General features: G+C 78.3%; 1 pseudogene. It reads left to right on the top strand.

Annotated elements, in window-relative coordinates:
* Positions 1-798 (top strand): annotated as a pseudogene (locus SZ60_RS17615) (hypothetical protein); the annotation flags it as partial.

Genomic DNA, 798 nt, shown 5'->3' with positions numbered 1-798 from the left:
ACGTCACCGGCAACGCGACGAGCACGCCTCGACGCGGGCCGCCGACCGGCGCGACGCCCGCGGCGCGGACCGTGACGCCCGCGCCGTCGACCGGAACGCCCCGGGCGCCCCGGACGGCTCGACCTCGGACTCGGACGAATCCGTGGCGACGTCGTCGCTCGACCCCGCGTCCGTCGCACCCTGGCGCCGGTCACTCGTCGGGGTGACCTCGGCGTCGACCGCCGGACTAGCCGGTGCCACCGAGCCCGGAACCGCGAGCGGAGACGCCGAGCCCCTGTCGACGACCGACGGCGGGCCCGCCGTGTCGGACGGAACGGCATCCGGCGTCACGACGCCCGGTCTGCCCGTCGCCCTCGCCGGCGCCGTCGTCAGCAACAGCGCCGTCGTCGCCTCCGCCTCGGCCGGGTCCACCGGGACGACGGACGCCGCGGGGACCGCCCCCGCGGCGGCTCCTGCCCTCGGCACCGTGTCCCTGCGTCCTTCCGCGTTCGCCGATCCGGTCCGTACCGGAGCGTCGACCTCCTCAGGCACCTCGGCCGAGAGCCGCGATCCGGCACGTACGGGATCGGCCGTCTCGTCGATGGTCTCCGGGCCTGTCTCCGACCTCGACCCGGCACGCACCGGATCGGCCGACCCGTCCGTCGCCGGCTCGGCCCTCGGCGCGTCGGCACCCACCACCGCCTCCTCGGGAGCTGCTGCCGTCGCCGCGACCGTCGGGGCGACGAGCACGGCGTCCGCCCCGGGGACCGCCGCCGCGACCGCTGTCCCGCCCGCCGGTGCCGCAGCGGCCGCCGCCGC

Source organism: Frigoribacterium sp. MEB024 (assembly GCF_000878135.1).
Classification (GTDB): domain Bacteria; phylum Actinomycetota; class Actinomycetes; order Actinomycetales; family Microbacteriaceae; genus Frigoribacterium.
This window is presented reverse-complemented; position numbering and strand designations above follow the sequence as displayed.